Source organism: Actinoplanes sp. G11-F43 (assembly GCF_050589265.1).
Lineage (GTDB): Bacteria > Actinomycetota > Actinomycetes > Mycobacteriales > Micromonosporaceae > Actinoplanes.
On the sequence record NZ_JBNZCE010000025.1, the window covers coordinates 177,175 to 202,875 of the forward strand.

The window sequence follows — 25,701 nt, forward strand, 5'->3', positions numbered from 1 at the left end:
GGCATGCCGACACTCGCGGAACTCGCCGTGCCCGCGACCGTCTGGGACGCCGGCACCGCCATCCCCCGGATCGAGGCGGTGCTCGGCGACGACGAGAACCTGCCCGGCATCGTCACCCGGGTGGACGGGCGGATCTTCCTGCTCGACCGGGCCCACCTGCACACCGCCCTGACCGGGCGGCTCGGGTTCGGCCGGCCGCTGCTGCACCGGCAGACCCTGCGCGTGCTCTGCCACCAGCCGGCCCTGGTCCTGCCCGGCGACACCGCCTGGGACGACGCCGCCCGCGCCGCGCTGGCCCGGCCGATCGGCAGCAAGGGCCTGCCGGTGGTGGTCGACCTGGGCGACGGCCGGCTCGGCACCGCACTGGTCGGGCCGCTGGTGGACTACCTGAGCCGGCGCTACGAGACGATGGCCCACCAGGACGACCTGACCGGGCTCGGCAACCGGCGGATGCTCACCGAGACGGTCACCGCGGCCCTCGGCAACGGGGCGTCGGCCGCGCTCGCGATCATCGACCTGAACCGGTTCAAGGAGATCAACGACACCCTGGGCCACCGGTACGGCGACGAACTCCTCCAGCACGTCACCGGCGCACTGCGGCGGGAGTGCTCGGACGGCGCCGCGTACCGGCTCGGCGGTGACGAGTTCGTGCTGTTCTTCGACACCGCGCCGCTGACCGCCATGCACGGCCCGGACGCCCTGCCGGAGGCGCTGCGGCACATCGGCGAACGGGTGCTGCACGCCATCCAGGGCCCGTTCCCGGTGGCCGGGGTGCCGATCACGGTCGAGGCCTCACTCGGTGTCGCACACACCGGGCAGGCCGGCATGGACGGGGTGCACAAGCTGCTCGCCGCCGCCGACACGGCGATGTACACCGCCAAACGCGACCGCACCCGGGTCGAACTGTGGGACCCGGCCCGGCCCTCACCACTCGTCGCCGACCTGGGCATCCAGACCGAGTTGCGGGAGGCCGTCGACCGCGGCGAACTCGTCCTGCACTACCAGCCGCTGGTCGACGCGCGGACCCGCGAGATCGTCTCCTTCGAAGCCCTGGTCCGCTGGGCCCACCCGCGGCGCGGGCTGCTCTACCCGGGCGCCTTCCTGCCCCAGGCCGAACGCTCCGACGTCATCCACCGGCTCACCGACCGGGTGCTGGCCGACGCCACCGTCCAGGCCGCGCTCTGGCACCGGGCCGGACTGCCGGTCCCGGTCGCGGTCAACCTGGCCGCGCCGGTGCTCACCTCCGACCACATCGTCGGCGCGGTGGCCCGCCGGCTGGCCGAGACCGGGCTGCCCGGCAGCGCCCTGATCGTGGAGATCACCGAGAGCGCGGTGATGACCCGGCCCGAGGAGAGCGCGCGGCGCCTGGCCACCCTGCGGGACCTGGGGGTACGGGTCGCGATGGACGACTTCGGCACCGGCTACACCTCCCTCGCGCTGCTCAGCAAACTGCCGCTGGACGAGCTGAAACTCGACCGGTCCTTCATCATGGGCATCCACGAACAACCGCAGGAACAGGTGATCGTGGAAGCGGTCGCCCGGATGGCCAACGGGCTCGGCCTCACCCTGGTCGCCGAAGGGGTCGAGGACGAGGCCACCGCCCGCACCCTGACCGGATTCGGCATCGACCAGCTGCAGGGCTTCCACTTCAGCCGCCCGCTGCCGGCCAACGCGTTCACCCCGGCGCCCGGCCTCAGCCCCGTCTGACCGGTTCAAAGCACGTCGAAGTTGGCCATCATCGCCATGTCCTCGTGCTCCAGATTGTGGCAGTGCAGCATGTACCGGCCACGATAGCCGGCGAATCTCACCAGCACCTGAACCGTCTCGTACGGCCGCACGTCCACCGTGTCCTTCCAGCCCGCGTCGGCCGGCTCCGGCCCGCGCGCCCCACGGGACAGCACCTGGAAGTGCGCCATGTGCACATGCACCGGATGATGGAAGTCGCTGGTGAAACGCCACAACTCGACCGTGCCGAGCCGGGGCGCGCACAGGCTGCCGGCCGGATCGTACGGCACGTTGTTGATCTGCCACCGGCCCGCGCCGAACCGGAAGTCGAACTGCCGCTCGGTGACCGCCAGACCCCGGTGAAGGACCTCGACGTCGCCGAGCCGCTCCGGGATCCGGCTGTCGTCGGCGGCCGGCCCGGTCACCACGAACCGCATCACCGCATCGGCCGGCCCGGCGCCGATCGTGTTGCGCAAGGTGACCTCGGTGCCGGCGGCCAGGCCGGTGAAGTCGGCGATCACGTCGGCCCGCTCACCCGGCGCGAGCAGCACGTCCTCGCACGGCGCCGGCGCGGCGAGCAGCCCGGTGTCGCTGCCGATCCGGGTCAGCGCGCCCCGCTCCAGCCGCAGCCGGTAGCGGCGGGCGTTGGAGCCGTTCACCAGGCGCAGCCGGTAGCGGACCGCGGCCACCTCGGCACGCGGCCACGGTGCCCCGTTGACCAGGATGACGTCGCCGAAGGCGCCGGGCATCGCGGCGCCGCCGTGCGCCGGGTACCTGAACGAACCATCCGCCTCGAACGCCCGGTCGCAGATCATCAGCGGCAGGTCCCGGTCGTCGCGGGGCAGGGGCAGCGACTCCTCGTGCGCGTCGGTGACCAGGAACATCCCGGCCAGGCCGCGCCACACCTGAGGACCGGTGAAGTCCATCCGGTGATCGTGGTACCAGAGCGTGGCGGCCGGCTGGTTCAACGGGTAGCGGTAGTCGCGGCTGGTGTCGTGGTGGCGCCCGCCGGCGCCGTGATGGTCCGGCGGGGGCGGGGAGTAGCCGGCCGGCAGGATCAGGTCGGTGGGGAAGCCGTCGGACTCGGCCGGGGTGACACCGCCGTGCAGGTGGGTCGAGGTGGGCACCGGCAACTCGTTGCGCACCGTCACCACCATCTCCCGGCCGCTGCGGCCCCGGAACGTCGGCCCCGGGAACACCCCGTCGAAACCCCAGATGCCGGTACGCGTACCGGGGATGATCTCGATCTCCGTGGCTCTCTGGGTCACCGTGTAGTGGTCGGCGGTGGCGGAGACCCGAGTCGGCCGGGCCACCGGTGGCAGCGGCAGCTCCACCTGGAAACGGGGCGGCAACGGCAGTTCGCTGGTGACCAGCTCACCGGTGCCCGGCCCGTCCTCCGGGCGGCCGCACCCCGCGATCATCGCCATGCCGGTGGCGCCGGTGACAGTGAGCAGGCCACGCCGGGTGAGGCTCACCGGTGCCCCCGAAAGCTCAGTGCCCACCAGGTGAAACCACTGGTCAGAGCAAGGACCAGCGAGCCCAGGAAGATGTGGATGCCGACCATCCGGGCGGACCCGATGCCGATCTGGATCGTGCACAGCCACCACAGGACCGCGCTGAACAGGATCGGCCACCACGGGCCACGGCCCGGCCGGAACAGCAGGACCGTCGCACACCACAGCAGGATGGCGGTCATCATGACGACGGAGCCGTTGACGCTGTGCGCGGTCAGCCAGCCCACCTCCCCTGTGATGAACCCGCCGGCCAGCGCGGCCTGGGCCAGCACCTGCACGAGGATCGTCAGGGCGAGGATCCGGACGAGGACGATCGGCCATCGCTTCACTGTGGACACCCCCGTACCGTACTGACGGAGAGTGATCATCGGATCCGGTTCTGTGCCTAGGGGGAACCCCCGGTTCCGGAGCGCCGCCGCAGCACCGCCCAGACGATCACCAGGGCCGCCGCGCCCACCCCGGCTCCGGCCGCCGCCACCGGCACGGTGGAACGCTGTGACGTGGTGGTCTCCGTGATCCACCCGGCCAGGTTGTCGACCCGGGCGCTGAGATCCGGGCCGGTGTGCGGGCACCCGGGACCGGAACTGACCACCGCCACCAGCACCGGGGGCGCGTCCGGGGACTCCCGGAAATACGGGCCACCCGAATCGTGCGGGCACGGGCTGGTGTCCCGGTGCGGCTCCCGGCCGGACGTCTCGACCAGCGAATCGCCGAACGCGTCGACGGTGAACAGCCCGGTCTGCAGCCGATCCGGCGGGGAGCCGCCACCGTCGGCGCCGGTCAGGCCGAACCCGGTCAGGCGCAGGACCTCACCGCGTACCGGCGGATCGCCTGCCACCCGGATCGTAGGCACGCCGGTGACCGGATCGCGGAGCTCGGCCAGCGCCACGTCCGCGCCGTCCGCCTGCACCACAGCGACCACCTCGGCCTCCCGCCCGCCCGGGCCGCGCGGCTCGGTGCGGTCCAGCACGGCCACGGTGCGCTCGGCCACCGTCCGGCTCACCCGCCGCCCGCCGGCATCCCGGAAACAGTGCCCCGCGGTGATCACCCAGCGGGGTGCGATCAGGGCGCCGGAACACCAGCTGTCCCGGGTGCCGCCATCGTCGGCCGGCAACCCGGTCATGGTGAGCAGCACCGCGAACCGGTGATCGCCGTCCTTGACGCCGGTGCCGTTCGCGATCGCCCCGGCCGGCGCCGGCGACCACGGCACGGCGAGAGCGGAGACCACGACAGCGGTGACGAAGAGCCTGGTGAACATGGCCGGTCATGTTTCCGGGTGGACCGTCCGGCGACCGTCAGAACGGTCTTTACGAGCCACTTATCTTCGGTGTGGAAACCTGGCGTTTTCGAAGGGACTCGCATGCGCGTGCTGGTCGCGGACGACGAGCGGCTGCTCGCCGACACGGTCGCCGAAGGGCTGCGGCGGCTGTCGATGGCCGTCGACGTGGTCTACGACGGCGAGGCCGCCCTGGAACGGCTCACCGTCAACCGGTACGACGTGGCGGTCCTCGACCGGGACATGCCCGGCCGCACCGGCGACGAGGTGTGCCGCCACGTCGTCGGCGCCGGCGACGGCACCAGAGTATTGATGCTCACCGCCGCCGCCGGCATCCGCGACCGGGTCGAAGGACTGGGGCTGGGCGCCGACGACTACCTGACCAAGCCGTTCGCGTTCGCCGAACTCGCCGCCCGGGTGCAGGCGCTGTCCCGGCGCTCCGGCCCCGCCCTGCCGCCGATCCTGGAACTCGGCGGCATCGTCCTCGACAGCACCCGGCACACCGTCGCCCGCGACGGCCGGCTGCTCACCCTGTCGTCGAAGGAGTTCGCCGTGCTGCACGTGCTGATGCGGGCCGGCGGGCGCCTGGTCAGCAGCGAGGAACTGCTCGAACAGGCCTGGGACGAACACACCGACCCGTTCACCAACACGGTACGCATGACGGTGATGACCCTGCGCCGCAAACTCGGCGACCCGCCGGCCATCCACACGGTGCGCCGCGCCGGCTACCGGATCGTGTCGTGACCAGCCGCTCCCCGGCCCGCCGCATCCTCGCCCTGTGCGCGATCGTGCTGGTCGTTGCCCAGCTCCGGCCGCTGATCGTCGACCTGATCCTGGACGTGTGGCGCAACATCGGCCCCGGCTGGTGCGTGGGCATGCCGTACAACGACAGCCCCCTGCCCTGCGTCATCGTGTTCCGCTGGCCCAGCATCCCCGGACTACTGCTCTCCGGCCTGGTCCTGCTCGCCCTGCTCGCCGCCTGCTGGCCGCTGGTCCGCTGGTGCCTGCGCCCCCTGCGCGACGTGACCGCGGCCATCGGCGTGGTCGGCCCGCAGAACCTCGGCCACCGGCTGCGCCCCGGCCCCGGCACCGGCGAACTGGCCGTCCTCGGCCGCACCATCGACGACATGATGGACCGGATCGCCACCGGTTACGAGGCGCAGCGCCGGTTCGCCGCCGACGCCTCCCACGAACTGCGCACCCCGTTAGCCGTGCAGCGCACCCTGATCGAGGTCAGCATGGCCGAGGAACTCACCACCGAACAGCTGGAACTGCTCACCGACCAGCTGCTGGCCACCAACGAGCGCAACGAACGCCTGATCGAAGGCCTGCTGGTGCTCAGCGAAAGCGACCGCGGCCTGATGACCCGCACCCCACTGCGCCTGGACGAGATCACCGCCGCGGTCCTGGACAGCCACCGCAAACGCGCTCTGGAAGCCGGCGTGACCATCACCAGCGACCTGCGCCCCCGCATCGTGCACGGCGAACGGGTCCTGCTCGAACGCCTGGTCACCAACCTGGTGCAGAACGCCGTCAAATACAACCGCAGGGACGGCACCATCGACGTACGGGTCGGCGACACCCCCGCCCTGACCGTGTCCAACACCGGCGACGACGTGCCCCCCGAGGACGTGCCGGCCCTGTTCGAGCCGTTCCGCCGCCGGGCCGGCACCCGCATCGACCACAGCGGCGGCGCCGGCCTGGGCCTGTCCATCGCCAGATCCATCGTGCAAGCCCACCAGGGTCTGATCACCGCATCGTCCACCGGCAGCGACGGCCTGCGGGTCCAGGTGACCCTCCCGCCGGGCCCGCCGCCGTAGATGCCCCGGCGCAAGGCCACCATTTCCAGGTTCTCTCCAGGGCCGCCCGATCACTTGCGGTCATTCCCTCGCGCGGGCGACCCGCTCAGCCGAGACTGTGGTGGATTTACCACCGTTTCCGGTGGTAAATCCACCAAGATTGGCCAGGGCGGTGCTGGAAGGCGGGCACTCGCGCGGGGAATTGATCGCGGGCGGCCAGCAGCCGAGAAAAAGGGCTCTTGGTCGTGAGTTCTGATCAAGATCATTGCAACCTTGTTTCTCACCCAGGCCAGCATTGGTGAGGCTGGAAATGCGCACAAAAGGGTTCGGCCGTGTGTGCATCCTTGTGAGTCCGTGCCCCTGAACCCGGTTGCAAAGATCTTGCGTGAGACTCATGAAAAAGGCTCTTTTCAGTCTTTTTCTCGGCCGCCTAATCACTTGCGGTCAATCCCTCGCGCGGGCGACCCGCTCAGTCGAGATCTTGGTGGATTTACCACCGGAAACGGTGGTAAATCCACCAAGATTGGCCAAGGTGGAGCCGGAGGGCGGGCATTCGTGTGGGGAATTGGCCGTGGGCGGGTCCGCGGCCGAGACGAAGGCTCTTTCCGGTGGTTAATCCGCCAAGATCGGCCGGGGTGAAGCTTGAAGGCGGGCATTCGCGTGGGGAATTGGCCGCGGGTGGGCCCGCGGCCGAGAAGAGGATTCTTCTGTGGTTATCCACCAAGATCGGACTGGTTGAGAAGGAGGTGGACAGTCGCGCGGGGAATTGACGGAGAGCGGGCAGGGCGCCGAGAAGACTTCTCCTCGGTGGCAAACGGCTCATCGTCGCCGGCTGACAGCAGCCCCCATCGCCGGTCGCCCTATCAGCGGCGGGAGCGGCGGGACTCGGCGGCGTCGGAGGACAGTGGACCTTGAGCGCTCGTCCTGGACGAACCGGTCAGACCCTCACGCGGTGAGCGCCGAGTAGGTGCGCCCACCAGGGGCGGCGCTCGGTGGGACGTAGTCGTGGGGTCGGTGCCCGTTTGACACTCACCCAGCCGCCCGGGCCCATGGTGACCGTGCCGATCTCTGGCCGGCGGTGGGCCGCCGCGGTGCTGACGGCCACCGCGACAGCGATCGCACCGATCGTGGCCAGCAAGGTCCCGGTCATCCTGGCCAGATCGACGACCGGCCGGTAGACGACTCCGTCCGGGGTCACGATCCAGGCACCGATCGGACGCTCACCGTGCCGAACCGGCACGACACCGACCGCGACAGGCGGTTCTTCAGAACCCGCGGCCGGCGGGTCGCCAGATCGGTCGCCGATAACCGGCGGCCCACTGGAATCCGCCGGAGCCGCGGCGGCCGGCGGCGAAGCGGCAACGGCCGGCGGTCCGAAGACCGGCGAGGGCATGACGGCAGGCGCGACGCCGGCCGTTGGTGGCACACCGTCGTGGGGCGGGGACGAGGGGACGATGGTGGGCAGGGGCTCGGCTGACTGACGACCGTCGAATGACGTGATCATGGCTTCCACCTCCTCTCTCCTGGTTATCGCAGTTCGCCGTCAGAGGGCCAGGGCCGTCGGTCCCCTCACTGGGCCGCCAGCTCGGCTATCCGGGTCCACGCCGGGGACGCCGCCTCGGCGGTGGCCGTGGCGAGCAGGGCTGTGGTCTCGGTCGAGGGCTTGTCCTCCGGTTTGCGGGCGGCGAACCAGTCCCGGGTGCGTGCGGCAAGCGACGCCAGCCATGGATCGTCGGGGGACCAGTCGTAGGCCGTGTCGTACTCCCGGTACAGCTGCTGGAACTCCGGGTCCTCCATCGCCGCCAGCTTGTCGGCCACCCACGCGGCGGCCTGTGCGGGGGCCACCGACTGCAGCAGGATCCACAGCTCGCGCTCCAGCAGGACCGTCCGCTCGCTGACGCCCAGGGCACGCAGCCGGTCCAGGTAGGCGGCGACCTCGGCGGAGACGAACAGCCGATCCCCGCTGTGCAGTTGCGCGATCCGCTGGCGGGCGACCCGGATCCGCTCGGCGCGCTCCTGCAGCGCGGTGTCGATGTCTCCGATGGCGGCGGCGAACTCGCCGGGGCCGGCGTCGAGCAGCTCCCGGATCCGGGCGAGCGGCACCCCGGCCTCCACCAGCGTCCGCATCTTGACGAGTTGCACGGCGTGGTCCGCCCCGTAGCGCCGATAACCGGAGGCGTCCCGTGGTGGCTCCGGCAACAGCCCACGATCGTGGTAGACGCGTACCGCCTTGATGCTGGCCCCCGCGTAGGAGGCGACCTGCCCGATGGTCAACAGATGCCGTCCGCTCATGCCACGAAGAGTGTCAGACATCGACACGGCGCGTCATCCTCCCGCCGGAGCATCGGTACATACCCCCACGGAGGTACGCCACCAGGTAATGCGGGGACACCGGCATCCCCGCCGGGGCGAACAGTCCGTCCCCGACCGGCACGTACCGCATCGGCGGCGCCGAGAACGGCCCCCCGACGAACCCGGTGAAGATCCGCTCCTGATCGGCATCGGACGGTTCGTACGTGATGGTCTCCTCCAGCTCCCCGCCGACCGCCCGCACATCGATGCGCAACTGGTCGGAGCGGTATGTCCCCTCGTACCGGCGAAGGTCCTGGGGGACGGGGGAGAAGGAGCCCGGATCCGGGGATCCGGCCAGCGACTCCACCAGCTCGTCCAACAGCGAGAGGGCCCGCGGATCGTTGCCGAAGCCGGCGAACACCAGATCCTTCTCGGGCATCACGGCCAGCACCGCCACCCCACCCGGCGACGCGCCGGACATGGTCAGCACGGTGGTGTCCCCGACGGTCCGGATCAGCCAGCCGAGTCCGATGGCGGACATCACCGGCGTACCCAGATCGATCGAGACGGACCGCATGCGGGCCGCCGACGTCTCCGGCAGCAACCGTCCGTCCCCGACGGCCCGCCCGAAGGACAGCAGGTCGGCGACGGTGCCGATGGGGGTCGCCCCGGCCGGCGCCCAGGTGCCGGGCAGCATGAACATCTCGGCCGGCCGGGTGCCCTCGGCGGTGGGGAAGTGCCCGATCGCGGTCGAGCGCAGGATGGCCTCGCCGGCGGAGAGGCAGGTGGTCATGCCGGCCGGGGCGAAGATCTCGTCGCGGAGCAGGTCGTGGTAGGCCCGCCCGGTCACCACTTCGAGCAGCCGCCCCGCGACGATCATCCCCCCGTTGGAGTAGCTGGCGAGTTCGCCGGGCTCGAACAGGCTGCCGCATTCCCGGCCGAGCCGTTCCACGTACGTCGCCAGGCTCCCCTCCGGGAAGAACAGGTCGGCGTCGATCCCGCTGGTGTGGTCGAGCAGGTGCCGGACCCGGACCCGCTCGGCGGCGCCCGCGGTGGTCAGCCGGAACTCGGGCATCAGGTCGACGACTCGCGCGTCCAGGTCGTCGATGTGCCGCAGCACCAGCACCGTCGTCATGATCTTGGTGATGGATCCGAACAGGAATCCGGTGTCCGCCCGCATCGGCGCCCCGGAGGCCAGGCTGGCGATCCCGTGCGCGACGATCTCCCGCTGCCCGGCCCGCTCGATCCCGGCGACGAAACCCGGGACACCACTCTGCTCGACGAATTCCGCGATGCGCTTCTCGAATGTCATGCCAACGATCGTCGAGCCTTACCCCTGGGGCAAGGTCAAGCCCGATTCCGCGTCGTTAAGATTCCCCGGGTGACGAACTCGATCGCGCCACTGCGCTGGTACGCCGGACTCGCCGTGGTCCTCTTCGGCATCGTGCCCGCGGTGATGCTGACCCTGCTGGTGACCGGCAGCGACGACCCGTTCCCGATGGGCTTCCTGCTGATCGGCGGGATCCCGCTGGTGCTGGCCGCGATCGTGCTCGCCCTCCAGGGCATGTCCGGCTCCCTCGAACCGGAGGTGGCCGCCCAGCGGCTGAACCGCAGCATGGCCCTGGTGGCCGGCGCCGACGTGCTGATGCTCGGCGGCAACTTCCTGATCCGTTTGGCGGCTTGACCCTCGACCTGCTCGAGGCCCGATCCTGACCCGGTTCGAGGAATCCGAGCCCGGCCGGGAGCGTCATGCCGTACCACTACCGGATCTGGCTGGGCGGCGTGGCGCTGTCCCTGCTCGGTTCGCAGATCACCGCTTTCGGGATCACCTGGAGCGCCGCCGGATGGGGTGGCGCGTTCGCCGGTGCGGTGCTCACCGCGATCACCCTGCCCCGGGTCGCGCTGCTGCTGACCGGCGGTGCCCTGGCCGACCGGGTCGGCGCCTGGCGGGTGATGATCACCGCCGATCTGACCATGGCGGTGGCGACCGCGCTGCTCGGCGCCGCGGTCCTCACCGTCGGGGTGCAGCCGTGGCTGCTGCTCGGCATCGCCCTGGTGATCGGGACCGTGGACGCCTTCCACCTGCCCAGCTCCGGTTCGATGCCCCGGCTGCTGGTCGGCCCGGAGTCGCTGGCCCGCGCGATGGCGGCCCGGCAGGCGGTCGGCCAGGTCGCGGCGTTCGCCGGCCCGTCACTGGGCGGCCTGGTGGTGGCCGGTGCCGGGCCGGCCGCCGCGGCGTTCGTCAACACCGGCACGTTCCTGGTGATGGCCGTCGTCCTGATCATGCTGCGGCCACGGGTCACCGGCGCCGTCGCGCTGCCCCGGGGTGCCGCGCCGGGTGGCGGCCTCCGGGTGGTCCGGTCGGATCCGGAACTGCGCCGGGCCCTGGGACTGGTCGCCGCCGCCGCGGGTTTCCTGCTGCCGGTTCCCGCGCTGCTCGTGCCCCTGCTGGCGATCCAGCGACAGTGGAGCGCTGATGCCGGCGGGCTGCTGGCCGGCTCGGTGGCCCTGGGCATGACGGCGGTCGCGGTCACCGTCACCGTGCGGGGCGCGTCCGGCCGGCCCGCGGTCGCCGCGTGCGGCGGTCTGGCCCTGGCCGGCGGCGCGGTGCTCGGACTGGCCGCCGCGCCGGCGCTGGTCATCGCGGTTCCGGTGGCTGTGCTGGTGGGTGCCGGGTCGGGTCTGTTCGCCGCCCACATCGGCCCGCTGATCCTGGGCGGCACACCGGAGACCCACCTGGCCCGGGTGCAGTCGGTCGTGGTGCTGGCCCAGAGCGTGCCACTGTTGGTGACGAACAACGTGCTCGGCGCGCTGGCCGACCGGCTCGGCGCCGGGCCGGTGCTGTGCGCCTGCGCGCTGGCCCTGATCGTGACGGCGGCCGCCGGTTCGTCGCGGTCCGGGCGCACCATGGTGGGATCGGACGGAGACAGGAGGGGCCGTGGACCGTACCGCGAAGAGCCGTGAGGTGTGGGATCGCACCGCCCCGTCGTACGACAGGCAGATGGCTTTCGTCGAACGTCACTGGTTCCGTGGCGGCCGGGAGTGGCTGGGTGCCCGCGCCCACGGCCGGGTGCTGGACGTCGGCGCGGGCACCGGCCTGACCATGCCCCACTATCCGCCGGCGGTGTCGCTGACCTGCCTGGACCTGAGCCCCGCGATGCTGCGCCAGGCCCGGGCGAGGGCGTCCCGGCTGAACCGCGCGGTGGAGTTCCACGAGGGCGACGCCACCCGCCTGCCGTTCCCGGACGGCACCTTCGACACCACGGTCTGCGCCCTGGCCCTGTGCACCGTCCCGGATCCGGCGGCGGCATTGACCGAGATGCGCCGGGTGCTGGTGCCCGGCGGCCGGCTTCTACTCCTGGACCATGTGGCGAGCACCTGGCCCCCGGTGTTCGCGGCCCAGTGGCTCCTGGAACGGATCACCATCCGAACCGCCGGCGAGCACTTCACCCGCCGCCAGCGCCCGCTGGTCGAGGCCGCCGGCTTCCGGGTCATCGAGGCGCTGCGCGACCGCGCCGGCACGGTGGAACGAATCCACGCCACCGCCTGACCCGAGGTCCGCCCCCCACTCGCGGTCCGGCGTCCCCCTCGAACCACGCGGAGGTACGCCCGTCGGCCCCACCGAAATCGGGTAGCCCCCCATCGTCCCCGCAAGCCCGGCGAAACTCCGGACCGCCCGGCGACCGCCGGGCGAATGCGCTGCTCACCGCCCTCCAGATCGCCCACCGGCGGGTGGAACCGCCGAGCCGGTCCGGCCGGGCCGGCGGGCTGGTGGCCGGGGGCGGGTTACGGTGGCGAGATGGGCGATGACGGTAGCGTTCCCGCGCGCATCGAGGATGTCGACGAACTGGCCTCAGCTCTGCCCCACGTCACCGTCGAGTGGGGAACGGACGGCAACCCGAGCTACCAGGTGGGCCGAAAGTCGTTCGTCTTCTTCCGCACCCCACGCCCGGACGCGGTAGACCCGGCCACCGGCGAACGCTACACCGACGTGATCGTCTTCTGGGTGCCCTCAGAGGCGGACAAACAGTCCCTGGTCCAGGACGAGAACTCCCCGTTCTTCACCACACCCCACTTCAACGGTCACTTGTCAGTGCTGCTGCGGGCGTCCAGGATCGGCGAACTGTCCCGCCAGGAGCTGACCGAGGTGATCCAGGACGCCTGGCTGTCCCGGGCCTCGTCCCGCCGCGCCACCACCTGGCTGAGCACGAGGCCGGAGGCCACCCGGTAGCCGGCGTGGCCCCACACCCAGCCGTTTCTCATGCCGGATGCCGGGTGGGCGAGCACGGTCGGCGGATCGTGGCCGGCCGCCGTCCCCGCCTTCCCGAAGCAGGGCGGATTCAGGCGAACAGCTGGGTGCCGTATCTGGCTACCACCAGCAAGGCCAGCACCAGTAGCCAGATCGTCACCAGGACGGCGTCCAGGTCGGCCTGGATGGCTGACTTCAGGGGAGCCCGCCAGCTCGGCGGCACCGGCAGGTTGTCGTCCCGGAGATTCACGTGGGTCAGGGTGGCGAAGACCAGGGTGGTGGAGACCGTCACCAGCAGGCACCACGGGCAGAGCGCGCCGATGTCGACCATGGCCTCGTAGAACAGCCAGTACGCGAACAGCACCCCGAGCGTGTACACCGCCTGGGCGGACACCATGAACCAGCGCGGGAAGCGCACCCCGCCGAGACTGGCCACGGCGATCGTGATGACCACCGGCTCGGCTACCAGGCCGAGGAACGCGTTGGGGAAGCCGAACAGCTGGGCCTGCCACGACTGGGCCACCGTCCCACAGCTGATCACCGCGTTGATGTCGCAGGACAGCGCCTTGCCGGGGTCGGCGGCCAGCACCACCGCGTCGATCGAGAGGACGAACGACGCGAGCAGGCTCAGGCATGCCGAGAACAGCATGGTGCCGAAGATCCAGGCGTTGGAGTGGCGCAGCCGCCGGACGGTGCCCAGGGTGCTCACTGGTTGCCGGCCGCGGCGGTGACGGCCTGGGTGAGGGGGCCGGCGTTGTAGAGGTCGCCCTCCCACTTCTGGCCATTGATCTTGACGGTGGGGGTGCCGGTGACGCCGGCGTCGAAGGCGGCGTCGTTGGCCTGCTTCACCCAGGTGGCGTGGATGCCGTCGTCGAGCACGTCGGCGACCGCCTGCGGCACGCCGGCCTGGACGGCGAGTTCGGCGATCCGGGTGTCGTCCAGACCGTCGGTGCCCTCATCGGGCTGGTTGTCGAACAGCGCCTTGTTGAACGCCATCACCTTGCCGGGTGCCCGGTCGGCGACGGTGGCGACGGCGTTGGCGGCCCGGCTGGAGTACCGGGTGCCCTGGGAGAACCGGTCGAGGAAGGCCAGCGGGTGCAGCTCGACCCGGACCGTACCGTCGGTGATCAGTTTGTCGATCTCGGTGTTGTTGGCCCGCTCGAACTTGCCGCAGTACGGGCACATGTAGTCCAGATAGATCTCCAGCTTGACCGGCGCCGACTCCCGGCCGACGACGAGCGCGCCCTCGGCGGTCGCTCCGGCCGGGGTGACCAGCGCACCGGTGGCCGTGTCGCCGCCGGCGGCCGCCCGGAACACCATGAACCCGATCGTGCCGACCAGGGCCACGATGATCACCAGTCCGATGATCATCACCGGGTTGACGGAGCCGCGCCGCTGGGCGATCGCCGCCTGGCCTTTACGCAGGTCCTTGGACCGATTCCGTGCCTGCTTGCCCACCGCGTCCACACTCCAGCCGCCCGATTCCGACATTCCGAAGTCCAGGCTGCGAGAAATCGGACAGGCCCACTAAGGCCCAAGGTCCCTAACCGGCGGGCCCGACGGTCCCTGACAGCGGGGGAGGTGCGCGCCTAGCGTCGAAGGCGGAGGGATCACGATGAGGCTTTGGCATGTCAACGACGTCATGACCAGCGATGTCGCCGCGGTGGAGGCGGACACCCCGTACCGGGATGTGGCCGATCTGCTGGCGAGCCGGCGGGTGAACGCGGTGCCGGTGGTGGACGCGGACCGGCACGTACTCGGGGTGGTGTCCGAATCGGACCTGCTCCGCAAGATCGAATTCGTCGGCTCGGAGCGCCCGCGCTGGTTCGAGCGGCGCAAGCTACGGCAACACCGCAAGGCCGCCGGCCGTACGGCCGGAGAGCTGATGACCTCACCCACGGTCATCGCGCTGACGTCGACGAGTGTGCCGGTGGCCGCCCGGCGGATGGCCGAGGCCGGCGTCAAGCAGTTGCCCGTCCTCGACGACCTGGGCCGGCTGGTCGGCATCGTGAGCCGTGGAGACCTGCTCAAGGAGCACCAGCGCCCGGACGACGAGATCCGCGCCGACGTGACCGTCGCGCTGAGTGAGGCGCTGCTGGCCGAGAACTGGTCGACGATCACCGCTGTGGTGGAGCGTGGCGCGGTCACCCTGACCGGCCGGGTGGAGCGCTGGTCGACGGCGATTCTGGCGGCCCGCCGGATCCGGATGATCCCGGGCGTGGTCGAGGTGACCGAAACCGTCGAGTTCGACGTCGACGACCAGGCGATGGCCGCGATCTAGAGAACTGTGTGCAGAGAGGGGCGCCGCCATGACCGTCCTCGACACCTGCCTGGGTGAGATCGGCAACCCCGGCAGGCGGGTCGCCGATCCCCTGGCGCCGGCCCGTGGACCCGCCGGGCTGCCGGCGGCCGGACCGCAACCGCTCACCCGGCGCGGGCACTGCCCGGTCCTCCTGGCCGGCTGACCGATGGAGGCCGTACTGCTGATCGTCGCGCTGTTCCTGGCCGCCCGCGCGGCCGGCAGCGTGCTCCTGATCGTCGCCGAGCGCTCACCGTATGCGATCGGCGCCCTCCCGCAGAGAGGCGGTGATGCCTGTCGACAGCCGGATATCTCCAGTTTCTGATGATCCGACCCGGNCCCGGCCGGTGCGGTGGTCACCGCACCGGCCGGGGCCTGGAGAGGGTGACGAGCATGACGACCAGGACGATTGCGTACGGGCTGACGAGCGCTGAAGCACGACAGCGCCTCGACACCGACGGGCCGAACGCGGTGGCCCCGCCACCACCGCGGACCGTGTGGCGACGGATCGGCGGTCAGCTCACCGATCCGCTGGTGGCGCTGCTGCTGGCCGCCGGAGTCGTCACCGCCGTCCTCGGCGACCTTCCCGACACCATCATCATCCTGCTGGTGGTGGTGGTGAACACGGTCATCGGCGTGGTGCAGGAGGTCCGTGCGGACGCCGCGATCGCCGCCCTCGACCGGATGGCCGCGCCGGCCGCCCGGGTGGTCCGCGACGGCACCGACCACGTGGTGCCCGCGGCCGAGCTGGTCCGCGGCGATCACGTGCTGCTGGAGGCGGGCGACGTGGTCCCGGCCGACCTGGAGCTGGTCGAGGCCCGGCAGGCCACCTTCGACGAGTCGGCGCTGACCGGCGAGTCGGTGCCGGTCCACCACGACGCCGGGGACACCGCGGGCGCCGGTACGATCCTGGCCGCCGGTCGCGCCGCCGGAACCGTGACCGCCACCGGCACCTCCAGCGCACTGGGCCGGATCGCCGAACTCGTCGCCGGAACCCGCCCCGGCCCCACCCCACTGCAGCGACGGATCGCCGCCCTCGGCCGGATCCTCGGCGCCGCCGCGGTCGTGGTGTCCGCGTTGGTGTTCACCGTCGGCGTGCTGACCGGGCAGCCGGTGACGCAGATGGGGATCACCGCGGTCAGCCTGGTGGTCGCCGCCGTACCGGAGAGCCTGCCCGCGGTGGTCACCCTGGCCCTCGCGCTCGGCGCCCGGCGGATGGCCCGGACCAGTGCCATTCCGCGCCGGCTGCACGCCGTGGAGACCCTCGGCTCGGTCACCGTGATCGCCTCCGACAAGACCGGCACCCTCACCGAGAACCGGATGACCGTCCAGCGGGCGATCACCGCGGGCGGCCACCGCAGCACGGTGTCCGGTTCCGGCTACGACCCGGAGGGCACCATCGACGGCGACACCATCGCCGGGCTCCCGGTCGTCGGCGACACCTCGTCCCTGCGCGAACTCGCCCGCGCCGGAGCGCTGTGCAACGACGCCGCCCTGCTCGCGCCGGACGGGGACCGTACCGGATGGGCCGCCGCCGGCGATCCGATGGAGGCCGCCCTGCTCACCTTCGCGCACCGCTGCGGCGTCGACCCGGACGCCGAGCGCGGCACCGCGCCGCGCGTCGCGGAGATCCCGTTCGACCAGGACACCCGCCGGATGACCACGGTTCACCGGCTGCCGTCCGGCGAGTTCCTGACGGTGTGCAAGGGCGCGCCGGAGGCCGTCCTCGACCCGGCGTCACCGCTGCTCCCGGCCGCCGCCGAGTTCGCCTCCGACGGGCTGCGCGTGCTCGCCCTGGCCACTGCGGTCTCGGACGCCCCGGACACCCGCCCGGAGCTGGAGCCGATCGGCCTGGTCGGCATCGGCGACCCGCTGCGCGCCACCGCCCGGGACACCGCGGAGGCGTTCGAGCGGGCCGGTGTCCGGCTGATCCTGATCACCGGCGATCACCCGCGGACCGCGACCGCCATCGGCGACAGTCTGGGCCTCCTCGCCGACGGTGGCACGGTGGCCGAGGGCGGCGTCGGTGGCACGGTGGCCGAGGGCGGCGTCGGTGGCACGGTGGCCGAGGGCGGCGTCGGTGGCACGGTGGCCGAGGGCGGCGTGGGCGATACCGCAGCCGCACGCCGCGCGGGCGATTCCGCCGCCGCCGGCATCGCGACCACCCGGGTGTACGCCCGGACCCGCCCGGAACAGAAACTCGACATCATCCGCGCCCTCCAGGACCGGGGCGAGATCGTCGCGATGACCGGCGACGGCGTGAACGACGCACCGGCGCTGCGCCGGGCCGACATCGGCGTGGCGATGGGCAGCGGCACCGAGGTGGCCCGCCAGGCCGCCGAACTCGTCCTCGTCGACGACAACCTGGGCACCGTCGCCACCGCGATCGGCGAGGGCCGCCGGATCTACGACAACATCCGGAGATTCCTGCGGTACGCCCTCTCCGGTGGCGCCGCCGAGCTGGTGGTGATGCTGCTCGGCCCGCTGTTCGGCATGCCGGTGGCCCTGCTGCCCGCCCAGCTCCTGTGGATCAACCTGCTGACCCACGGCGTTCCCGGGGTGGCCCTCGGGGCGGAACCGGCCGAGGCCGGCGTGCTGACCCGGCGGCCGCGCTCCCCGCAGGAGTCGGTGCTGGGCGCCGGGCTGCTCCGGGCGGTAGTGGCCGGAGCGCTCCTGCTGGCCACCGTGACGATGGCCGCCGGGGTGGTCGCGATGCATGCCGATCGCCCGTGGCAGTCGGTGATGTTCCTGGTCCTGGGCCTGTCCCAGCTGGGTGTGGCACTGGCCGTCCGGGCCCACCCGAAGCCCGGCACCCCACGGAACGGCGCCCTGCTCGCGGCGGTCGCGGTCTGCGCCCTGCTCCAGGTGGCCGGGGTGATGTTCGAGCCGTTGCGCGCGCTGCTGGGCACCGAGCCGCTGGACGCCGTCACGATCCTGGCGTGCTGCGCGGTCGCGCTCGTCCCCGGCGCCCTCCTGCGCCTCGCCGGAAACCGCCCGTGATCGAGGCCGGCCCGTGTGCCGACTCCCGGCTCGCATCGAGCCGCGAGTCGGCACACGGGCGGACCCCGGAAGCGGTCTGGCGGCCGGTGCGCGAGACTGCTCCGGGTGACGTCCTTCTCCCGCGCCACGGCTGCCGTGGCCCATGTCCGCGGTCTCGCCCGGGGTGACCGGATCGATCCGTCGTGGCGGGTGACCGTGCACTTCCACCCGGACCGCCGGGCCGGGGGTGTGCCGATCCTGCGGGCGATGGCCGCCGGCGGCCGGTACCGGTCCCAGTTCGAGACCGGCACCAGCAACGGGCTGGTGACCTGCCATCCCGGTGGGGACCGGTGGCGGTGGGAGAGCCGGCTCTTCGGCGGCGTCTACGACGAGGCGGCGCCGGCCGAGCGCCCGGTCTACGGCTCGCTCAACCACCGGGGGCGGCCGGCCGGTGGCTCACCCCGGTTCGGGTCGGCACACCTGCGCCTGACCGCGGACACCCTGGCGCGGACCACGTTCTGCTATCCGGACAGCGTGTTCGAACCCGCCGACCTGGGCGTCGCCGACCGCTGTGCGCTGACCGCCCTCGCCGACGCCGACGACCGGGAACCGCTCGACGACTATGTGGAGGCGCACGTGCACGGGGGAGTCGTCCTCACCCGTGACGTGGAGGCCCTGGTGCTGGATCCGTGCTTCCGTGGGACGGCGGTCGAGGCGGACGCGCGCCTGTTCGGGGTTCCGGTGGCGTGGCATCACGGGTTCCGCGCCCGGATCGGGGACATCGCGGCCCACCCCGGCTATCGCGGCCCGCACATCGTGGACGTCGCCTCCCGCATCGCCCGGGACGGGGTTCTGGACGCCCGGATCATCGGCGAGGCGCTCCACGGCGGACTGGCCGGTGAACAGACCCTGAAACGGGTCTGGCACTACACCGCCCGGTTCGGCCGGCCCTCCGCCCGCTGATCCCGGCCCATCCGGCCGACCGGGATCATCAGGAGGCCGGCGACCGCCATGCAGAGCAGGAACCATCCCAGTGGCACGACGTCACCCAGGAACGGCCGCCAGAGCAGCAGGCCGACCGTGGGGACGCACAACACCAGGATGGTCACCCCGGCCGCGGACAGGAACGGCGCCCGGACCCCACGGGCGATCGGCCCGGGCCCCCACCGGCCACCGATCGCCGAACCCACCGTGAGGAAGGTGAAGAACCCGATGCCGAACGGCGTTCCCGCGCCGTTGCCCGCACTCAGAATGATCAGGAGTGCGGCGCCCACCGCCACTCCGATCAGGAAGAACAGCATCCTCCGCATGTCGCCTCCCCCGATAGCGGCGCCGATCGATCACCTGATGCCCGCTCCGGTCCGGCCGCAACCCACCACCGGCCCGGCCGGGGAGGCCCGATCAGGGGATGTCGTCGAGGGCGATCAGGGCGGCCCGGAGGGCTTCTGACGCGGCGTGGACCGTCGCGGCCGGGACGTCGCGGAGTGCGGCCGCCTGCGCCGCGGTCGCGGCCCGGACCGCCTGCTCGGCCGTCTCGGCGCCGCGGTCGGTGAGCCGCACCCACGAGCTGCGGGCGTCGGACCGGTCGGGGTCGCGTTCGACCAGGCCGGCGGCGGCCAGACGGCGCAGCACGTTGCTGGTGCCGCCGGAGGTGAGCAGGAGCCGCTGGGAGAGCGTCGAGGGCCGCAGCCGGTACGGACTGCCGGCGGCCCGCAGCACGGCGAGGACGTCGAACTCGGCCTTGGTCAGCCCGAACCGTGTCAGTGTGGCCTCGACGGGGGCGCTGAGCAGCGCGGCCAGCCGGGACGCCCGCTTGCCGAGCGCGAACGCGTCGCCGGCCACCCCGGGCACCTCGCGATCCCAGGAGGCGACGATCTCGTCTGTGGTGTCCCCGGCCATCGTTCCATCGTAGTGGCGCCCAGAAAGCTTTACAGATAGCTTTACCAAAAGCTTTCTAAGGAGTGGGCATGGAACTGCTGATCCGGGGCGGGCGACTCGTGGACGGGACCCGCGCCGACGTGGCGATCGACGGCGGCGTGATCGTCGACATGCACGCGCCGCGGGAGACGACGGCGGGCGAGGTGGTCGACGCCACCGGGCTGGTGATCGTTCCCGGGCTCGTCGACGCGCACCGGCACGTCTGGCAGGCGGCGCTGCGAGGCGCCGGGCCGGACTGGGCCCTGCCCGGGTATCTCCGGGTGGTGCTGGGCCGGGCCCTCGCCGGGTACGGTCCGGCCGAAGCCCGGCTGGCGGCCCTGCTCGGGGCGGCCGAGGCCCTGAACGCGGGGATCACCACCGTCTTCGACTGGAGCAACACCACCCGGACGCCGGAACACACCGACGCGGTGCTTCAGGCGTACCGGGAGGCGGGCATCCGCGCGGTCGTCGGGCACACCAACCCGGACGACGAGCCCGACGTCCGGCGGCTGGCGGGCCTCACCGGCACGATCACCGGTGGGCTGGCCGTGTTCGGCTCGGACCGGGACGGGTGGGAGTCCGCGATACCCGCGATCCGCCGGGGCCGCGACCTGGGCATGACCGTCGCGGTGCACGCCGGCGGCGGTCCCGGTGAACTGGACCGGCTGCGTGCCGCCGGGCTGCTCGGCCCACACCTGCAACTCGTGCACGTCAACCAGGTGACCGCGGCGACGGCGGCACTGTTCGCGGACACCGGCGCGCACGCCGTGGTCACCCCGGTCGTGGAGGCGACGATGGGGCACGGGCCATCCGCGTACACCCGGCTGGCCGTCGCCGGGATGCGCCCCGGACTGGGCACCGACGTGATGGTCGACGCGCCCGCCGACCTCTTCGAGACGATGCGGGCCACTCTCCGGGCGCACCGGCTGGAGACCGGAACGGCGCACCCGGCCGGCGCGTTCCTGGCCGCCGCCACCGTCGACGGCGCCGCCGCGATCGGCCTCGGCGACCGCGTCGGCGTGCTGGCGGCGGGACGGCGCGCCGACCTGATCCTGCTCGACGGTCTCGCACACCTGGACGGTGATCTCAGCGGTGCGATCGTGACCACGTCCGGGCCGGGCGACGTGCACACCGTCGTGGTCGACGGCCGGATCCGCAAACGCGCCGGACGGCTCGTGGACCTCGACCTGGCCGCGCTGCGCCGGCAGGCGGCCCCACTGGGACCTCGGTGAGACCGTCCATTCCGGACGGCCGTCCGGAATGGACTGCGGCGGGCGCCCCGGGATCCGCCGGTGTACTACGCTGCGCCGCATGTCGACGACCGAGGGACTGGAACCGTTGCCGCTGACCGGATGGCGCGGCGTCGTGCTGGTGACCCGGTTCCTCACCGAGCTGGTGCTCTTCGGCGCACTCCTCTACGCGGGCGCGGTGCTTCCCGGTCCGCTCGTGCTGAGGATCGCGCTCGCGATCCTCGCGCCCGCCGTCGCGATCGCCGGGTGGGGATTGTTCATCGGCCCGCGAGCGACCCGGCGCCTGCCCGAGCCGTGGCGTTTCCTGGCGGAGGCGGTGCTGTTCGCCGCCGCCGGCGCGGGAGTGGCCGCCGCCGGTCACCCGTGGACCGGGATCCTGCTGGTGGCCGCGGCCGGGATCGGCATCGCGGCATTGAGCCGGATCGCCGCCCCGGGCCGTTAGGTTCTGTGTGGTGGATCGCGTGGGGCTGCGGCGTGGCCCAGCCGGCGCCGGACGGCATCCGGACGAAGGCCACATACAACACCGGTATGCGACCTTCGTCCGGCTGACGCCAGCCACCACCTGGACCTCGCCTCGCTCCCGCGCGATCCGCCACACAGAACCTAGGAGAGGTCCGGCGCGTCCGGGCCGGTTCCCGTGGCCGGAGGCGAAGCCCGGTAGCCGCGCATGGTGACGGCCGGGGTGCTCTCGGCGTTGCCCGGGGCCCGGCAGCCGATCACGGCCGGCGGTTGTGTGCGATGCCGTCGGGCCGGGGGCCGGACGTGATCACACGCGCGGGGATCATGGTCGGGTGGTGGGCCGGGGTGGGGGAAGCGTCCCGGCCCACCGTGTGGCGCTCGGGGGCTCACGGCTTGGGGAGCAGGCAACCCGTCAGGGACAGGTTGATGGTGCGGGTGGACGAGACGCAGGTGGTGAACCAGTAGGTCTGCTGGCCGTAACTGCGGCCCGGCCGGACGGTGACGGCGCCGTTGGCGGCCACCTCGCACGGGTTGTTCAGGGTGCAGGAGGCGCCGTCCTCGTTGCCGGTGTTGTTGATGCCGATCAGCTGGTTGTTCGCCTGGCTGACGATGGGGGAGCCGGAGGTGCCGCCGATGGTGTCGCACGCGGCGTCGTAGCGGATCGAGTCGGTCCAGTTCCACTGGCTTTCGCGGAGGGTGGGCACGAAGCCGTCGATGGAGCAGTTCCACACCTCGCGCCAGTAACCGGACGGGATGCCGATGGCGGTGCCGGCGGTCGGGCGGCTGGCCGAGATGGTCAGCGGGGTGGCGCCGTAGGTGCTGCTCAGCGACGCGAACGTGGTGTTCAGCCGGTACAGGGCGACGTCGGTGCCGGTCATCGTCGCGTACAGGACGCGGTTGGCGCGGACTGTTCCGAGGGCGCCGCCGGAGCTGTTGAGCAGGGTGCCGGAGCGGGTGCTGGACACGTTCTGGATGACCCGGCCGGCGGTGATGAATCCGCCCTCGTAGCAGTGCCCGTTGGTGAGCATCATCGCGCTGTCGGTGCTGACCGAGGTGGGGAAGCGGACCAGGGAGGCCGAGCAGTTGCTGAGCGCGATCGTGTTGGCCAGGGTGACCGCGTCGTCGGCGAGGGCCGGGGTGGTGGTGCCGGTGAGGACGGCGGCGGTGGCGGAGAGTGCGGCGATGCCGAGTGCGAGTGCCCGTCGGAGGCGCATGAAGGATCCCTTCACAGCGGGGGGCCGGTGTTCCCGGTGCCGGAACACTCGCACTAGATATTCAGACGTGTCAATAGATCTATGAGCGGCTGCGCAGTGCCCGGCGGGCCGTGGCCAGCAGGTGATCGCGCAGCGCGGCGTCGTCCAGGGCGGCCAGCCGCGGATCGGTGCCGGCGATCATCAGGCCGCCGCTGACCATGGTCACCGCCACCCGGGTCGCGTCCGACGGGTCCGGTCCGGTCAGCAGATCCTGCAGGCACTCCAGCACCTTGATCGCGTCGTGCCGCCGGACCAGCTGGTTGACCATCGGATCGAAGCTCAGCGCGGCGGCGATCCGCCGGTGCTCGACCACCAGATCGATGATCCCGGCCAGCGCGGTGTCCCGGCGGGCGGCGGGCGAGCGGCGCTTGCCGGCGGCCTCGGCGATCGGGGCCAGCCGCAGCAGTGGCGGCTCGATCACCGCCAGGACGATCTCCTCCTTGGCCCGGAACTGGTGGTAGACGGCGGCCTTGGTGACCCCCAGCCGGTCGGCGATCATCTGCAGCGACGTGCCGCTGACCCCGTGCTCGGCGAACAGCTCCACAGCCGCGGACAACAGTCTTTCCCGTGCACGTCTCCCGGCCATCCGGGACAGCGTAACGCCCCTTGCCAGAGGCTAGCCGACCGGCTAGCTTTCCGATCACCACCGAACTAGCCGATCGGCTACTCAAGCAGGGGGCATCATGGCGTACACCTGGGATCGTGAGGTCGATGTTCTGGTCGTCGGGACCGGGGCGGCCGGGCTGACCGCGGCGATCACCGCCGCGCACGCCGGAGCCCGGGTGCTGGTGGTGGAGAGCACCGCCAAATGGGGCGGCACCACCGCGCTCAGCGGCGGCGGCCTGTGGATGCCGACCAACCCCCTGGTCCCCGGCGACTCGGTGGACAAGGCCCTCACCTACATGGAGGCGGCGATCGGCGAGGCCGGGCCGGCCAGCTCCCCGGAGCGGCGCCGGGCGTTCGTCGAGACCGTTCCCGAGGTGTACGCGCTACTGGCCGGACTGGGCGTGCGGTGGACCGCCGCCAAGGAGTACCCCGACTACTACCCGGACCGGCCCGGCGGCATGACCGGACGGGGCATCGAGTCCGAACCGTTCGACACCCGCCGACTGGGCGACTGGTTCGCCACCTTCCGCGGCCGGGACAGCATCCCGGCCCCGCTCAAGACCGACGACGTGTGGCTGCTGTCGCGGGCCTGGTCCACCCCGAGCGGCTTCGTGCGCGGCGCCCGGTTCGTCTTGCGCACCCTCGGCGGCCTGGTCACCGGCAAACGCCTGTTCGGCATCGGTGGCGCGCTCAGCGGCAGCCTGATGGCCATCCTCCTGGAACAGAAGGTGGAGGTGCTGCTCAGCACCCCGCTGACCGGCCTGGTCCAGGACGGCGACGGCACCGTGCTCGGCGCGACCGTCGGCGACGGCACCCGGGTCCGCGCCCTCGGCGGGGTGATCCTCGGCGCCGGCGGGTTCGCCAACAACACCGCCTGGCGGCAGGAACACCACGGCGTCCCCGGCTACAGCTCGGCCGCCGAGGGCGACCTGGGCGACCCGATCCGGATCGCCCGCGACGCCGGAGCCGAACTCGCGCTGATGGACGACGCCTGGTGGGGCGCGTCGGTGCCGGTCGGCGCCGGCCACCACCAGTTCGTGCTCTCCGAGCGGTCCATGCCGTTCAGCATCGTGGTCGACTCGGCCGGCGACCGGTTCACCAACGAGTCGGCCAGCTACATCGACTTCGGGCACGCCATCCTGGAGCGGAACAGGACCGTCCCGGCGATCCCCAGCTGGCTGATCCTGGACACCCGGCACCGGCGCCGCTACCTGTTCAACGCCTTCCTCCAGGGCACCGGGAAGATGCGGGAGACCGGCGTCGTACGGTCGGCGAAGACCCTCGACGAGCTGGCCACCGGCCTCGGCATGGACCCGGCCCGGCTGCGCGCCACGGTGGACAGGTTCAACGGTTTCGCCCGCAGCGGTGTCGACGAGGACTTCGGCCGGGGCCGGACGGTGTACGACAACTACTACGGCGACCCCCGGGTCAAACCCAACCCGAACCTCGGCACCATCGAGAAGGGGCCGTTCACCGCGGTCCAGCTGGTGCCCGGCGACCTCGGCACCAAGGGCGGCCTGCTCACCGACGCCGACGGCCGGGTCCTGAAAGCGGTGGGCGAACCGATCCCCGGCCTGTACGCGGCCGGCAACACCACGGCCTCGGTGATGGGCCGCACCTACCCGGGACCGGGCGCCACCATCGCCCCGGCCGTCGTGTTCGGCTACCGCGCGGCCCGCGCCGCGGTCGGGCGGCGGCCCGCCGTAGGGTGAACCCGGAGCCAGGGGAGAGCCGGTTGGGCTGCACGGTGACGGTGTGCCGGGACTGCTGCTGCGGCAGCGTGCGGAAACACCCGGAGGTCGATCACGACGGCCAGCTCACCGTGCTCCGGTCGGCTCTGGAACCCGGCCACCGGGTGCGCACCAGCCTCTGCCTGGACGTCTGCGCCCAGTCCAACGTCATCGTGGTGCACCCCCGGCCGGACGCCCGCCGGGCCGGGGCCCGCCCGGTCTGGTTCGGGCTGGTGCTGGACGATGACGTGCTCGACGACCTGACCGGCTGGATCGAGGCCGGCGGGCCCGGCGTGGCGGACCTCCCGCCGATCCTCGAACTGTCGGTGATCGCCCCACCGGGGCGTTAAGCC

Annotated in this window: 28 protein-coding genes; 16 read left to right on the forward strand and 12 right to left on the reverse strand. The window is 72.1% G+C overall.

Annotation, left to right across the window (positions count from 1 at the left end; all coding sequences use genetic code 11):
• Positions 1-3: 3 nt before the first annotated feature.
• On the forward strand, positions 4-1,707 hold the full coding sequence (locus ACQ0O7_RS29525) for a putative bifunctional diguanylate cyclase/phosphodiesterase (RefSeq protein ID WP_430786597.1): 1,704 nt from the start codon (positions 4-6) through the stop codon (positions 1,705-1,707).
• Between the two features lie 5 nt (positions 1,708-1,712).
• On the opposite strand, the gene ACQ0O7_RS29530 is transcribed toward ACQ0O7_RS29525, so the two are convergent.
• The 3 genes from ACQ0O7_RS29530 to ACQ0O7_RS29540 are packed head-to-tail and all read right to left on the reverse strand — an operon-like array spanning position 1,713 to position 4,497.
• Entirely contained in the window at positions 1,713-3,200 is a 1,488-nt protein-coding gene (locus tag ACQ0O7_RS29530; RefSeq protein ID WP_430786599.1) for a multicopper oxidase family protein, read from the reverse strand.
• On the reverse strand, positions 3,197-3,577 hold the full coding sequence (locus tag ACQ0O7_RS29535) for a hypothetical protein (RefSeq protein ID WP_430786601.1): 381 nt from the start codon (positions 3,575-3,577) through the stop codon (positions 3,197-3,199). The genes ACQ0O7_RS29530 and ACQ0O7_RS29535 overlap by 4 nt, the downstream gene beginning before the upstream one ends.
• Positions 3,578-3,624: 47 nt before the next feature.
• Positions 3,625-4,497, reverse strand: coding sequence for a S1 family peptidase (locus ACQ0O7_RS29540; RefSeq protein WP_430786603.1), 873 nt, complete (start codon positions 4,495-4,497; stop codon positions 3,625-3,627).
• Between the two features lie 102 nt (positions 4,498-4,599).
• On the opposite strand from ACQ0O7_RS29540, the gene ACQ0O7_RS29545 reads away from it, so the two are divergent.
• Entirely contained in the window at positions 4,600-5,259 is a 660-nt protein-coding gene (locus ACQ0O7_RS29545; protein WP_430786605.1) for a response regulator transcription factor, read from the forward strand.
• On the forward strand, positions 5,256-6,335 hold the full coding sequence (locus tag ACQ0O7_RS29550) for a sensor histidine kinase (RefSeq protein WP_430786607.1): 1,080 nt from the start codon (positions 5,256-5,258) through the stop codon (positions 6,333-6,335). Before ACQ0O7_RS29545 ends, ACQ0O7_RS29550 begins: the two co-directional genes overlap by 4 nt.
• Positions 6,336-7,251: 916 nt before the next feature.
• On the opposite strand, the gene ACQ0O7_RS29555 is transcribed toward ACQ0O7_RS29550, so the two are convergent.
• From ACQ0O7_RS29555 to ACQ0O7_RS29565, 3 genes are all read right to left on the reverse strand, one after another.
• Positions 7,252-7,512 (reverse strand): hypothetical protein, encoded by a 261-nt coding sequence (locus ACQ0O7_RS29555; RefSeq protein ID WP_430786609.1) that lies wholly within the window; start codon positions 7,510-7,512, stop codon positions 7,252-7,254.
• 371 nt (positions 7,513-7,883) lie between these two features.
• A complete protein-coding gene (locus tag ACQ0O7_RS29560; protein WP_430786611.1) occupies positions 7,884-8,606 on the reverse strand; it encodes a MerR family transcriptional regulator in 723 nt (240 codons plus the stop codon).
• 13 nt (positions 8,607-8,619) lie between these two features.
• Positions 8,620-9,918 carry a serine hydrolase domain-containing protein gene (locus ACQ0O7_RS29565; RefSeq protein WP_430786613.1) on the reverse strand — a complete coding sequence of 433 codons (1,299 nt, stop codon included), beginning with the start codon at positions 9,916-9,918 and terminating at the stop codon, positions 8,620-8,622.
• 69 nt (positions 9,919-9,987) lie between these two features.
• Here ACQ0O7_RS29565 and ACQ0O7_RS29570 point away from each other — a divergent pair, with 69 nt between their 5' ends.
• The 4 genes from ACQ0O7_RS29570 to ACQ0O7_RS29585 all read left to right on the forward strand — a co-directional run bounded on the left by ACQ0O7_RS29570 (position 9,988) and on the right by ACQ0O7_RS29585 (position 12,837).
• Entirely contained in the window at positions 9,988-10,290 is a 303-nt protein-coding gene (locus tag ACQ0O7_RS29570) for a hypothetical protein (protein ID WP_430786615.1), read from the forward strand.
• Positions 10,291-10,355: 65 nt separating this feature from the next.
• Positions 10,356-11,570 carry an MFS transporter gene (locus ACQ0O7_RS29575; RefSeq protein WP_430786617.1) on the forward strand — a complete coding sequence of 405 codons (1,215 nt, stop codon included), beginning with the start codon at positions 10,356-10,358 and terminating at the stop codon, positions 11,568-11,570.
• Entirely contained in the window at positions 11,545-12,156 is a 612-nt protein-coding gene (locus ACQ0O7_RS29580) for a class I SAM-dependent methyltransferase (protein WP_430786619.1), read from the forward strand. Before ACQ0O7_RS29575 ends, ACQ0O7_RS29580 begins: the two co-directional genes overlap by 26 nt.
• A gap of 249 nt (positions 12,157-12,405) precedes the next feature.
• Positions 12,406-12,837 carry an MmcQ/YjbR family DNA-binding protein gene (locus tag ACQ0O7_RS29585; RefSeq protein ID WP_430786621.1) on the forward strand — a complete coding sequence of 144 codons (432 nt, stop codon included), beginning with the start codon at positions 12,406-12,408 and terminating at the stop codon, positions 12,835-12,837.
• Positions 12,838-12,946: 109 nt separating this feature from the next.
• Here the strand turns inward: ACQ0O7_RS29585 and ACQ0O7_RS29590 are convergent, their stop codons facing one another.
• Positions 12,947-13,564: a vitamin K epoxide reductase family protein gene (locus ACQ0O7_RS29590; protein ID WP_430786623.1), complete on the reverse strand. Its 618-nt coding sequence runs from the start codon at positions 13,562-13,564 to the stop codon at positions 12,947-12,949.
• The gene (locus tag ACQ0O7_RS29595; RefSeq protein ID WP_430786625.1) at positions 13,561-14,346 is read right to left on the reverse strand and encodes a DsbA family protein; all 786 of its coding nucleotides are present in this window, start codon (positions 14,344-14,346) and stop codon (positions 13,561-13,563) included. The genes ACQ0O7_RS29590 and ACQ0O7_RS29595 overlap by 4 nt, the downstream gene beginning before the upstream one ends.
• A gap of 124 nt (positions 14,347-14,470) precedes the next feature.
• Here ACQ0O7_RS29595 and ACQ0O7_RS29600 point away from each other — a divergent pair, with 124 nt between their 5' ends.
• The 5 genes from ACQ0O7_RS29600 (at position 14,471) to ACQ0O7_RS29620 (ending at position 19,096) form a co-directional block, all read left to right on the forward strand.
• On the forward strand, positions 14,471-15,136 hold the full coding sequence (locus ACQ0O7_RS29600) for a CBS domain-containing protein (RefSeq protein WP_430786627.1): 666 nt from the start codon (positions 14,471-14,473) through the stop codon (positions 15,134-15,136).
• Between the two features lie 28 nt (positions 15,137-15,164).
• Positions 15,165-15,320, forward strand: a complete 156-nt coding sequence (locus tag ACQ0O7_RS29605) for a hypothetical protein (RefSeq protein ID WP_430786629.1) — start codon at positions 15,165-15,167, stop codon at positions 15,318-15,320.
• A gap of 3 nt (positions 15,321-15,323) precedes the next feature.
• On the forward strand, positions 15,324-15,479 hold the full coding sequence (locus ACQ0O7_RS29610) for a hypothetical protein (protein ID WP_430786631.1): 156 nt from the start codon (positions 15,324-15,326) through the stop codon (positions 15,477-15,479).
• A 59-nt stretch (positions 15,480-15,538) separates the two neighbouring features.
• The gene (locus tag ACQ0O7_RS29615) at positions 15,539-18,154 is read left to right on the forward strand and encodes a cation-translocating P-type ATPase (RefSeq protein ID WP_430786711.1); all 2,616 of its coding nucleotides are present in this window, start codon (positions 15,539-15,541) and stop codon (positions 18,152-18,154) included.
• A 105-nt stretch (positions 18,155-18,259) separates the two neighbouring features.
• On the forward strand, positions 18,260-19,096 hold the full coding sequence (locus ACQ0O7_RS29620) for a DUF3626 domain-containing protein (protein WP_430786633.1): 837 nt from the start codon (positions 18,260-18,262) through the stop codon (positions 19,094-19,096).
• Here ACQ0O7_RS29620 and ACQ0O7_RS29625 read toward each other — a convergent pair.
• Together ACQ0O7_RS29625 and ACQ0O7_RS29630 are read right to left on the reverse strand one after the other, a co-directional pair.
• A complete protein-coding gene (locus ACQ0O7_RS29625; protein WP_430786635.1) occupies positions 19,060-19,443 on the reverse strand; it encodes a hypothetical protein in 384 nt (127 codons plus the stop codon). The two genes, ACQ0O7_RS29620 and ACQ0O7_RS29625, sit on opposite strands and share 37 nt — an antisense overlap.
• Before the next feature lie 91 nt (positions 19,444-19,534).
• Complete coding sequence (locus ACQ0O7_RS29630) at positions 19,535-20,032, reverse strand: MarR family winged helix-turn-helix transcriptional regulator (RefSeq protein ID WP_430786637.1); 498 nt, start codon at positions 20,030-20,032, stop codon at positions 19,535-19,537.
• Between the two features lie 68 nt (positions 20,033-20,100).
• Between ACQ0O7_RS29630 and ACQ0O7_RS29635 the strand changes: the two genes are divergently transcribed.
• Together ACQ0O7_RS29635 and ACQ0O7_RS29640 are read left to right on the forward strand one after the other, a co-directional pair.
• On the forward strand, positions 20,101-21,282 hold the full coding sequence (locus ACQ0O7_RS29635; protein ID WP_430786639.1) for an amidohydrolase family protein: 1,182 nt from the start codon (positions 20,101-20,103) through the stop codon (positions 21,280-21,282).
• A gap of 79 nt (positions 21,283-21,361) precedes the next feature.
• A complete protein-coding gene (locus ACQ0O7_RS29640; protein ID WP_430786641.1) occupies positions 21,362-21,742 on the forward strand; it encodes a YrdB family protein in 381 nt (126 codons plus the stop codon).
• 403 nt (positions 21,743-22,145) lie between these two features.
• Here ACQ0O7_RS29640 and ACQ0O7_RS29645 read toward each other — a convergent pair whose 3' ends face one another.
• On the reverse strand, positions 22,146-22,973 hold the full coding sequence (locus tag ACQ0O7_RS29645; protein WP_430786643.1) for a S1 family peptidase: 828 nt from the start codon (positions 22,971-22,973) through the stop codon (positions 22,146-22,148).
• 79 nt (positions 22,974-23,052) lie between these two features.
• A complete protein-coding gene (locus ACQ0O7_RS29650) occupies positions 23,053-23,598 on the reverse strand; it encodes a TetR/AcrR family transcriptional regulator (protein ID WP_430786645.1) in 546 nt (181 codons plus the stop codon).
• A 97-nt stretch (positions 23,599-23,695) separates the two neighbouring features.
• On the opposite strand from ACQ0O7_RS29650, the gene ACQ0O7_RS29655 reads away from it, so the two are divergent.
• Both ACQ0O7_RS29655 and ACQ0O7_RS29660 read left to right on the forward strand, forming a co-directional pair.
• Positions 23,696-25,330 carry an FAD-dependent oxidoreductase gene (locus ACQ0O7_RS29655; RefSeq protein WP_430786647.1) on the forward strand — a complete coding sequence of 545 codons (1,635 nt, stop codon included), beginning with the start codon at positions 23,696-23,698 and terminating at the stop codon, positions 25,328-25,330.
• A 35-nt stretch (positions 25,331-25,365) separates the two neighbouring features.
• On the forward strand, positions 25,366-25,698 hold the full coding sequence (locus ACQ0O7_RS29660) for a hypothetical protein (RefSeq protein ID WP_430786713.1): 333 nt from the start codon (positions 25,366-25,368) through the stop codon (positions 25,696-25,698).
• The last annotated feature ends 3 nt before the right edge of the window (positions 25,699-25,701 follow it).

Coding starts and splice junctions, on each gene's coding strand:
- ACQ0O7_RS29525 (WP_430786597.1), top strand. CDS start 4: ATGCCGACACTCGCGGAACTCGCCGTGCCCGCGACCGTCTGGGACGCC.
- ACQ0O7_RS29540 (WP_430786603.1), bottom strand. CDS start 4,497: ATGTTCACCAGGCTCTTCGTCACCGCTGTCGTGGTCTCCGCTCTCGCC.
- ACQ0O7_RS29545 (WP_430786605.1), top strand. CDS start 4,600: ATGCGCGTGCTGGTCGCGGACGACGAGCGGCTGCTCGCCGACACGGTC.
- ACQ0O7_RS29560 (WP_430786611.1), bottom strand. CDS start 8,606: ATGAGCGGACGGCATCTGTTGACCATCGGGCAGGTCGCCTCCTACGCG.
- ACQ0O7_RS29565 (WP_430786613.1), bottom strand. CDS start 9,918: ATGACATTCGAGAAGCGCATCGCGGAATTCGTCGAGCAGAGTGGTGTC.
- ACQ0O7_RS29575 (WP_430786617.1), top strand. CDS start 10,356: ATGCCGTACCACTACCGGATCTGGCTGGGCGGCGTGGCGCTGTCCCTG.
- ACQ0O7_RS29585 (WP_430786621.1), top strand. CDS start 12,406: ATGGGCGATGACGGTAGCGTTCCCGCGCGCATCGAGGATGTCGACGAA.
- ACQ0O7_RS29595 (WP_430786625.1), bottom strand. CDS start 14,346: ATGTCGGAATCGGGCGGCTGGAGTGTGGACGCGGTGGGCAAGCAGGCA.
- ACQ0O7_RS29600 (WP_430786627.1), top strand. CDS start 14,471: ATGAGGCTTTGGCATGTCAACGACGTCATGACCAGCGATGTCGCCGCG.
- ACQ0O7_RS29605 (WP_430786629.1), top strand. CDS start 15,165: ATGACCGTCCTCGACACCTGCCTGGGTGAGATCGGCAACCCCGGCAGG.
- ACQ0O7_RS29610 (WP_430786631.1), top strand. CDS start 15,324: ATGGAGGCCGTACTGCTGATCGTCGCGCTGTTCCTGGCCGCCCGCGCG.
- ACQ0O7_RS29625 (WP_430786635.1), bottom strand. CDS start 19,443: ATGCGGAGGATGCTGTTCTTCCTGATCGGAGTGGCGGTGGGCGCCGCA.
- ACQ0O7_RS29630 (WP_430786637.1), bottom strand. CDS start 20,032: ATGGCCGGGGACACCACAGACGAGATCGTCGCCTCCTGGGATCGCGAG.
- ACQ0O7_RS29635 (WP_430786639.1), top strand. CDS start 20,101: ATGGAACTGCTGATCCGGGGCGGGCGACTCGTGGACGGGACCCGCGCC.
- ACQ0O7_RS29640 (WP_430786641.1), top strand. CDS start 21,362: ATGTCGACGACCGAGGGACTGGAACCGTTGCCGCTGACCGGATGGCGC.
- ACQ0O7_RS29645 (WP_430786643.1), bottom strand. CDS start 22,973: ATGCGCCTCCGACGGGCACTCGCACTCGGCATCGCCGCACTCTCCGCC.
- ACQ0O7_RS29650 (WP_430786645.1), bottom strand. CDS start 23,598: ATGGCCGGGAGACGTGCACGGGAAAGACTGTTGTCCGCGGCTGTGGAG.
- ACQ0O7_RS29655 (WP_430786647.1), top strand. CDS start 23,696: ATGGCGTACACCTGGGATCGTGAGGTCGATGTTCTGGTCGTCGGGACC.